Below are 8,101 nucleotides of genomic sequence, written 5' to 3' on the forward strand. Positions count from 1 at the left end.
AGGAATAGGATGGAACCCTACAAAGAGACAGTAGATACTGTGACAAGCGAGTATGGTGCAGATTTAGATAATGGATTGACGGAAAAAAAAGTTGAAGAAAAGATAAAAAATAACGGAAAAAATAAGTTTGAAGAGGCGCCTAAAGAATCGCTGGTAAAAAAATTTTTTCATAGTCTAACAGATTTCACGACGATTATTTTATTGGTGGCGGCGATAATCTCGCTATACACAGCGATTGCCACGGATCACGGCGATTATTTTGAAAGCTTTCTGATTATTGCGATTGTTATTATTAATTCGGTTTTAGCGATTGTTCAAGAAGGAAATGCGGAAAAAGCGTTATCGGCATTGCAGGATATGAACAAGCAGACGGCGACCGTCATACGTGATGGCAAGCAGCTTGAGATTGATGCGGAAGAATTAGTGCCGGGAGACACCTTGTTGCTGGAATCAGGAACGATGATCACGGCGGATGCTCGTATTGCGGAAGCTTCGCAGCTGCGGGTAGAAGAATCAGCTTTGACTGGTGAAAGTGAACCGGTCATGAAAGAGGCCGACTATCTTGGAGAAGAAGATGACTCCTTAGGCGATCGTTTGAATATGCTTTACAAAGGCTCAACAGTGGTAAATGGTCGCGGAAAAGCAATTGTTACTGCGACAGGTATGGAAACTGAAATGGGGAAAATTGCTGGTCTTTTAAATAGTGATGAAACTCAAAAAACACCTCTGCAAAAACGATTAAATCAGTTAGGAAAACGGATCAGTTTGATCGCTTTGGCAGCTGCGGCTTTTGTGTTTTTCATTGGAGAGATGCAAGGCGAACCGATGTTGGACATGTTCATCACGGCGATTTCTTTAGCAGTCGCTGCGGTTCCTGAAACACTGACGGTTATTGTGACGCTAACGTTGGCCTATGGTGTTCAGAAGATGGCACAGAAAAATGCGATCATTCGCAGATTGCCAGCTGTGGAAACATTAGGTTCAGCGAATGTGATTTGTTCCGATAAAACTGGGACATTGACGCAAAATAAAATGCGTGTTCGACGAGTATGGACACATGGTGATTCTGTGGTCGATACTGAAGAAGGTATGACGGAAGAAGCGATGGAAGTGTTAAGCATTGCGGCTTTGTGTACCGATGTTATCGTGGAAAATGATGACAATGAATTAGAAATCAAAGGCAATCCTACAGAAGCGGCGATCGTTCGCGCAGTAGAAGAAAATTATCATACGAAAGCTGAGCTGGAAGAAAAATATCCGCGGATCGGTGAAATTCCTTTCGATTCTGATCGAAAAATGATGACGACTGTACATAAGCGCGGGAAGAAATTTATCTCCATCACAAAAGGCGCTTTCGACGTATTATTACCAAAATTCCATTATGGGGATGTCGATCAGGCAGCGATTGTTAATGACCGCTTTGGGAAAAAAGCATTGCGGGTGATTGCTGTGGGGTATGCGATCCATGAGGAAGAACCAACAGAGATTACCTCAGAAGCGTTGGAAAAGAATCTGCGCTTGATGGGATTGATCGGGATGATTGATCCGCCGCGTCCAGAATCAAAAGCGGCGATTGCGCGTGCGAAAAAGGCGGGCATTAAAACAGTCATGATTACAGGTGACCACGTAGTAACGGCTGGAGCGATTGCAAAAGAATTAGGCATCATGAAGAGTCGGAAAGAGGCGATCTCCGGCGCTCAGCTGCAAAAGATGAGCGATGAAGAATTAGATGATCGCGTCAAAGACCTATCCGTATATGCACGGGTAACACCAGAAGATAAAATCCGAATCGTTAAATCTTGGCAGCGGACAGGCGCAGTTGTGGCTATGACCGGTGACGGGGTCAATGATGCACCCGCGTTGAAAGCCAGTGATGTTGGTTGTGCCATGGGAATTACTGGAACGGACGTGGCAAAAGGTGCCGCGGATATGGTGCTGACGGATGATAACTTCGCGACCATCGTTGATGCGGTAGCTCGTGGACGTTCTGTTTATCAGGGCATACGTAAAGCGATCAACTTCCTGTTAAGCTGTAATATCTCAGAGATTTTTATTGTGGTCATTGCTATGCTATTAGGCTGGGGAGCACCGTTTACGGCTGTTCAACTATTATTTGTTAACGTAGTAGCGGATGGATTGCCAGGCTTTGCGCTAGGCAGAGAACCTGCAGAGGCGGGGATCATGGATGAAAAACCAATTCCTCACGACGAGGGGATCTTTGCTCGAGGACTATGGCAAAAGATCGGCTTGAATGCCGCCGTGTTTACGGTTGTGACCTTGATCGGTTTTTACATTGGCGCATTTGTGGAGCACATCAGCTACTTTACACCGCCAAGTTTAGAAGTTGGTCAAACGGTTGCGTTTCTAGTATTGGCTTACTCATCTATCCTGCACGTCTTCAATGTACGCAGCAGCAAATCGATGTTTAAAGTCGATTTAGCAACTAATAAATCATTGGCTCAAATGGCCTGGTTGGCACTTGGAATCACAACGGCGATCGCCTTGATTCCTCAGACGCAAGAATTATTCTATCTTGTTCCAATCAGTATGAATCATTGGATCATCGCGATTTTATTATCGATCGTTCCGCTGATCGTCAACGAGCTGATCAAATTCCATAAAGCACCAGAAGTAGATCCAGAAGAAATTTAAGACTGTGTTTCTTCTATTATAAATGACAAAAGCCCTGCGATGAATTTAATCATCGCGGGGCTTTTGTTGTATGGAGTTACGGTTGGTAATCGAAGCTGGTAACGATGATCTCTTTTAGTTCACTGATCAATGGTTCTTTTGGATTTGCTGTTGTACATTGGTCTTCATAGGCCAATTCAGCCATCCGGTCAACAGTAGAATCTAGTTTTTCTTGTGTCACACCTTGTGCTTTCAGATTCATGTCGATCCCAACTGATACGCCTAGATCGTAAACAGCAGTTGCTAAAGCTTCGACTAATTCAGCCGTCGTCTTGCCTTTAAGACCTAAGAATTTCGCGATAGCTGCATAATCAGCATCCGCACGGAAGTAGTCATATTTAGGGAACATCGCATGTTTTTGCGGGTCCTTAGCATTGTAACGGATGATATGCGGTAATAGGATCGCATTGGTCCGTCCATGAGGAATGCCGTATTCTCCACCGATCTTATGAGCGACAGAGTGACAGATTCCTAAGAAGGCATTGGCAAAGGCCATCCCAGCCATCGCAGAAGCATTATGCATCTTCTCGCGTGATTCCTCATCGCCATTTTTCACTGATTTTTCTAAGTAGTCAAAGACGATTTGGATCGCTTGCAGGCTCAGTCCGCGGGTATAGTCAGATGCCATGACAGAGACATAAGACTCGATCGCGTGTGTCAGCACATCCATCCCCGTATCCGCTGCGATTGAAGAAGGCAGTGTTAGTACAAACTGCGGATCGATAATCGCTACATTTGGAGTCAAGGCATAGTCTGCTAACGGGTATTTCACATGTGTTTCGCTATCTGTGATAACGGCAAACGGTGTAACCTCAGCACCGGTACCCGAAGTCGTCGGAATACATACTAGCTGTGTTTTCTCTGGTGGTTCGATCCCGTATGTCCGTTTACGGATATCCAAGAATTTTTGTTTCGCGCCGAAGAATGAAGTATCTGGGTGTTCAAAGAACATCCACATTCCTTTCGCCGCATCCATTGCAGAACCGCCGCCCAGAGCGATGATCGTATCTGGTTGGAAGTTGATAATCATTTCCAAGCCTTTATAAACAGTATTTGTAGAAGGGTTTGGTTCAACGTCAGAGAAGACCTCGACCTTCACGTCATTTTTACGACGTCCAAGAGCTTCGCGAACGATATCTGCATAACCGAATTGAACCATCCCAGGATCACAAACAAGCATGACGCGTTCCACATTTTCCATTTGAGCCAAATACAACAAAGAGTTCTTTTCAAAGTAGATTTTTGGTGGAAGTTTAAACCATTGCATGTTTTTTCTCCGTTTCGCTACAGTTTTGATGTTGATCAAGTCAAGGGCAGATACGTTATGAGAAACTGAATTCTTTCCGTAAGAGCCGCACCCTAATGTAAGAGATGGGATCAATTCATTGTAGATGTCTCCGATACCGCCTTCAGATGATGGTGAATTCACCAAGATCCGGCAAGCCTTCATCCGTAAGCTGAATTCCAATTCAACATCAGAATCTTCGGTATGGATGACCGCGGTATGTCCTAGACCGCCTAATTCCAACATCGCCTCAGATAAATCAAGACCGTGATCCGTATTATTTGATTTGATCATTGCTAAGACTGGAGACAGTTTTTCACGAGACAATGGATAATCTGGTCCTACACCGTCAATTTCCGCAACGAGCATTTTTGTTCCTTCAGGTACACCGATACCAGCCAAATCAGCGATCGCTTTTGCAGAGAAGCCGACGATTTTTGGATTCACGGCATATTTGCCTTCGTTCATCACGACAGCTTCTAACTGGCGCAATTCATTTTTCTTAACAAAGTAAACTTGATGCGCTTGGAACTCTTTCTTCACATCTTCATAGATTTCCTTGTCAACGATCACTGCTTGTTCAGAAGCACAAATCATTCCGCTGTCAAATGTTTTCGAAACGAGCAGGTCGTTCACCGCACGTTTGATATTCGCTGTTTTTTCGATATAAGAAGGGACATTTCCTGGTCCTACCCCTAGAGCCGGCTTACCAGTTGAGTAAGCGGATTTCACCATGGCACCGCCGCCTGTTGCTAGAACGATCGCGATCCCCGGATGATTCATTAATCCTTGCGTGGCATCAAGCGATGGCTGCTCGATCCATTGGATACAATTTTCCGGAGCACCTGCCGCAATAGCTGCATCGCGTACGATCCGAGCCGCTTCAGCTGAACATTTTTGCGCGCTTGGATGGAAGGCGAAGACAATTGGATTCCGAGTCTTAATAGCAATCAGCGACTTAAAGACAGTAGTTGAAGTCGGATTGGTCGTAGGAGTCACACCACAAATAACGCCAACTGGCTCAGCTATCTGGACAAGATGTTTTTGCTTGTCTTCATAGATCACCCCGGCGGTCTTGTCATCTTTGATGTTGTTCCAAATGTATTCGGAAGCATACATATTTTTGATCGCTTTGTCTTCAACGATTCCGCGACCAGTTTCTTCTACTGCCATCTTAGCCAACAACATGTGTTTATCTAATGCTGCCATGGCCATTTCGTGAACAATATGGTCCACTTTTTCTTGATCAAAGCGTGATAAAACTTTTAAAGCGTCGTTTCCTTTCGTTGCCAGATCATTGATCATGGCCTCGACATCGATTGTTTCCGTCTTTTTCTTGTCAGTTGCTTTAACCATTTTTTTCCTCCTAATATTTTTTTTACACATTCATCATAATTGGTACACCTAACAATGTAAACGCTTTATTTTAATAAAGATTTATTTCACAATGCTATTTAAAGATAAAAATGAAATGAGAATACTTATGGAATTTTCCTTTTCATTTCATTTGGTCTAGGTTTTATTGATAAATCCAAGCTTTTTCGAATCGTGAAAATGACGAAATGGAAAATTGCACAAATGGTTCATTTATTTGAAAAGGATGAAAATGTTCAACTTTGTATTTCTTTGAACAAATAGGTTTTCAAATATTATGAGAAGCTTTAATCCCTTTAGAGAAAGTTGCAAAAGCGGGGTAAAACCAGTATTATGGTACAAGTTGCAAACACATACATATATAGAAGAAAGTAGGAAATTAAATGACTGAACCTGCCATTTCTTATCGTTTAATAAAGAAAGAAAAACATACAGGAGCGCGTCTTGGTGAGATCATTACGCCTCACGGAACCTTCCCGACACCGATGTTCATGCCGGTAGGAACGTTGGCCACCGTAAAAACAATGTCACCAGAGGAATTAAAAGAGATGGGTGCCGGAATCATCCTGAGCAACACCTATCACCTTTGGCTGCGTCCAGGAGAAGATCTCGTCGCTGAAGCAGGCGGTCTGCACAAATTTATGAATTGGGATCAGCCGATCCTAACCGATTCGGGCGGCTTCCAAGTATTCTCTTTAGCGGATATGCGCAATATCGTTGAAGAAGGCGTGCATTTTAAGAATCATTTAAATGGATCAAAAATGTTCCTTTCACCAGAAAAGGCGATCGATATTCAGAATAAATTAGGCTCAGATATCATGATGAGCTTTGACGAATGCCCGCCATTTGATGAAAGCTATGATTATGTTAAAAAATCTGTGGAACGTACGTCTCGCTGGGCCGAGCGTGGTCTAAAAGCTCATGCGAATCCAGCAACACAAGGCTTATTCGGTATCATTCAAGGGGCTGGCTTTGAAGACTTGCGCCGTCAAAGCGCAAAAGACTTAGTCAGCATGGACTTCCCAGGCTACTCTATCGGCGGACTTTCTGTCGGCGAGCCAAAAGAAGAGATGAATCGGGTATTGGAATTTACCACACCATTGATCCCAGAGAACAAACCTCGTTACTTAATGGGCGTTGGCGCGGCGGATTCATTGATCGACGGCGTGATTCGCGGAGTCGATATGTTCGACTGTGTATTGCCAACACGTATCGCTCGTAATGGTACCTGCATGACATCTGCTGGACGCTTAGTCGTTAAGAACGCAAAATTCGCTCATGACTTCCGTCCGCTAGATGAAAAATGTGATTGCTATACTTGTCGTAATTACACTCGAGCATACATTCGCCACTTGATCCATTGCGATGAAATTTTTGGTATTCGTTTGACTTCTTATCATAATCTATACTTCTTGATCAACTTGATGAAACAAGTTCGCCAAGCAATCATGGATGATAATTTATTAGAATTTCGTCAAGCATTCTTTGAAGAATATGGTTTTAACAAGCAAAACGCAAAAAGTTTTTAAAGGATAGATAAAAACGCTAGTGTAAGACTGTAAACTTTGTTACAGTTAAAAGTGGAATTACTAAGAATGCGAGGGGAAATTTTAAATGGGAAACTTTTCAATGATTATCTTACTTGTGTTGATGCTGGGAATGTTCTTTATGATGAACCGTTCTCAAAAGAAACAACAGCAAGAACGTCAAAATCTATTAGAAGCAATGAAGGTTGGAGACGGCGTTGTAACCATCGGCGGATTACATGGTGTGATCTCTGAAATCAACAACAGCGACAAAACAGTTACTTTGGACTGTGAAGGGATCTTCCTAGTCTTTGACCGTTCATCAATCCGAACTGTTAAAGCAGGTGTAGGACCGACTGCAGCTCCTGTAGAAACAGAAGTTGTTGAACCAGAAGCAACTATGCCAGAAGAAACAGTAGTAGAAGAAACACCAGAAGATAAAACTGAAGACAAGTAATCAAGTTCTTACTTAGATTGATTCATAGTGAAGGTGCGTATTTATACGCGCCTTTTTTGTCTGGCTTCACGAACTAGCTTTTCTACACAAGTTCCGCATACAGTTGCTGCTAAATTAGCATTAAGCAGAACTAGCATATCGGCAATAAGCAAAAATATTTCGAAATTTGAGAAGCAATTTAGAAATATTTTGGTCTTATTGCTCAAAAGCTGAGCGAGTTCGCGAAGCCTTTCTTGTCGTTAAATATCTAGGAATGATTTTATTGCTGAATTTTTTGTGAAATGACGATTAACTAAGTAAGCGCTATCATAGTTAATGGTAAACGTGACTTTTTGCTTATATAGCAATCAAAATTGACAATTCAAACATTTGGTCTATGATAATAGTATAGGAGAGAGGTGTATGTATGGAAAGGACAATATCTGATCAGATAAAACATCGAATAAAAGTTTTACCTCGGGGAAGTATTGTCGTAGCCTCAGATTTTTCCCATATTGCTAGTGATAATATGACACGGCAAATTTTCCATCAATTAACGAAAGAGGATGTTCTAATTCCATTGGGAAAAGGATTATATAAAAAAAGAAACTTTAATGAGACATTTGAGCAAGAGATTCCCGCTGATCCTCAAGCGATTGCAACGGCTTATGCGAGGAAGATGAATTGGATTATTTATCCTTCTAAAAACCTTGCACTAAACAGCTTAGGTTTATCTACTCAAGTTCCCAATGTTTTTACCTATAATTCCAGCGGACCAACTACAAGACT

5 protein-coding genes are annotated in these 8,101 nt (G+C 42.5%); 4 read left to right on the forward strand and 1 reads right to left on the reverse strand.

What is annotated here, in order from left to right; genetic code table 11:
* Window positions 1-9: 9 nt before the first annotated feature.
* A complete protein-coding gene (locus A5875_RS14655) occupies window positions 10-2,652 on the forward strand; it encodes a cation-translocating P-type ATPase (RefSeq protein ID WP_088934274.1) in 2,643 nt (880 codons plus the stop codon).
* Between the two features lie 76 nt (window positions 2,653-2,728).
* Here A5875_RS14655 and adhE read toward each other — a convergent pair whose 3' ends face one another.
* Entirely contained in the window at window positions 2,729-5,332 is a 2,604-nt protein-coding gene (gene adhE, locus A5875_RS14660) for a bifunctional acetaldehyde-CoA/alcohol dehydrogenase (RefSeq protein ID WP_088934275.1), read from the reverse strand.
* A gap of 401 nt (window positions 5,333-5,733) precedes the next feature.
* Between adhE and tgt the strand changes: the two genes are divergently transcribed.
* The 3 genes from tgt to A5875_RS23715 form a co-directional block, all read left to right on the forward strand.
* Window positions 5,734-6,879 (forward strand): tRNA guanosine(34) transglycosylase Tgt, encoded by a 1,146-nt coding sequence (gene tgt / locus A5875_RS14665; RefSeq protein ID WP_088934276.1) that lies wholly within the window; start codon window positions 5,734-5,736, stop codon window positions 6,877-6,879.
* A gap of 85 nt (window positions 6,880-6,964) precedes the next feature.
* On the forward strand, window positions 6,965-7,333 hold the full coding sequence (yajC, locus tag A5875_RS14670) for a preprotein translocase subunit YajC (protein ID WP_088934277.1): 369 nt from the start codon (window positions 6,965-6,967) through the stop codon (window positions 7,331-7,333).
* A 406-nt stretch (window positions 7,334-7,739) separates the two neighbouring features.
* The coding region (locus tag A5875_RS23715; protein ID WP_254911875.1) for a DUF6088 family protein at window positions 7,740-8,101 on the forward strand (362 nt) is incomplete at its 3' end.

The sequence above is a fragment of the Enterococcus sp. 3H8_DIV0648 genome (genome assembly GCF_002140655.1).
GTDB classification, from domain to species: domain Bacteria; phylum Bacillota; class Bacilli; order Lactobacillales; family Enterococcaceae; genus Enterococcus_A; species Enterococcus_A hulanensis.